1 protein-coding gene and 1 pseudogene are annotated in these 1,290 nt (G+C 65.3%); one reads left to right on the top strand and one right to left on the bottom strand.

The features are described 5' to 3' along the window. Nucleotides 1-696, bottom strand: a 696-nt coding sequence (locus ACT84W_RS10090; protein WP_444329115.1) for a hypothetical protein, incomplete at its 3' end; no start/stop codon positions are given. 241 nt (nt 697-937) lie between these two features. Between ACT84W_RS10090 and ACT84W_RS10085 the strand changes: the two are divergent. After that, nucleotides 938-1,290 (top strand): annotated as a pseudogene (locus ACT84W_RS10085) (CocE/NonD family hydrolase); the annotation flags it as partial.

Here is a 1,290-nt window from a genome sequence, read left to right as displayed (position 1 = left end):
GATGGGCCGGTCCTTCTCCATAACGTCGTAGCGGCCCATCTCGAGGTGGTGGTAATGGATGATCGAGGTCACCCACCTGCGGCCGTAGCGCTCGATGTTGCTCATCACAGAGTGGCGGGCATGGCGCACGGAGTCGATCATGCCGTCGTCCTCGAGGGCGGCGTTTACCTCCTCGGTCACGTAGCCCTGCGAGAGGACCTGCTGGACGTCGGGGGCGTCCTCGGGGAAGTCCCCGGCAGTGCCCAGAAGGCGCATGTCGGCGTTGGTGATGATCACCGGGTTGCCGAGGACCGCGGAGGAGCGCTTGGCGAACTGCGGCAGGTCGTAGGAGGCCAGGAACGCCTCGAACATGCGGTCGCGCCTGAGCTCGAGCACGGCGGCCTTGGCAGGCAGGTCGAGGAAGGCGGCGCGGAAATCGTCGTAGCTCGCCCGCGCGGCGACGAGCACGAAGTCGCCGGCAACACGCGCCCCGGCGGGGATCTCCGGGCCCGCGAGCACGAGCATGATGTGGCGCGGGCCGGGCTTGACCGTGCCCTCCTGGAACTCGGAGAAGCGGCACATGCGCACAAGGCACGCCTCGGGCGGGACGCTCGTGTCGTACTCGGGGGTAAGAAGGACATCCTCGTCGAGCAGTTTCTCTTTGCCTGCACGCCAGTCCGTGCAGGCGAGCTCGTTCAAGACCGTCCTTAATTTCATGCGCATGTCCCCCGGCGTCACGTTGTTTTGCCCCCTCATGATACTGCGGAGCCCGCGTTTTCGCCCATGGCCCGCCCCCGGTGTTCACGGGTACCACCCCAAGCCGCGCCCGCGCGCAAAGTTTGTCACCTAGTCCAATGACCGAAGGCGGCCGAATCGGGAGACTAATCCACGACGGATCCGAAAGCGCAACCGCGAAGCGGGGCGCGTGCCGGATAGGCAAAACCCGAGAGGAGTTTGCATGGCCGACGAGTACAAGGGCATCTACAAAAAGATGACCTTCGGCAAGGACGAGGAGGAGTTCGAGGTCCCCTTCGCCAAGGGCAACCCGGGCAAGTCCCGCGAGGAGCTCGACGAGATCAAGCGCAGGCTGCAGGAGGACCCCGACGCCGGCGACGGCGAGATGGTCGCCACCATGGGCTTCTGCGCCAAGTACAACCCGCACACCTACATGACCGACATCCCCAACGTCATGTGCGAGCGCGACGTGGCCTGCGTGCTGCGCGACGGCACCACCATCTACGCCGACATCTATCGCCCGGCGAACACCGCCGAGAAAGTCCCCGTCATCTGCGTCTTTGCGCCGTTCGGAAA

The organism is Paratractidigestivibacter sp. (genome assembly GCF_052362415.1).
Lineage (GTDB): Bacteria > Actinomycetota > Coriobacteriia > Coriobacteriales > Atopobiaceae > Paratractidigestivibacter.
Note: the sequence above shows the minus strand (reverse complement) of the source record. Positions and strands in the feature narration are given on the sequence as shown.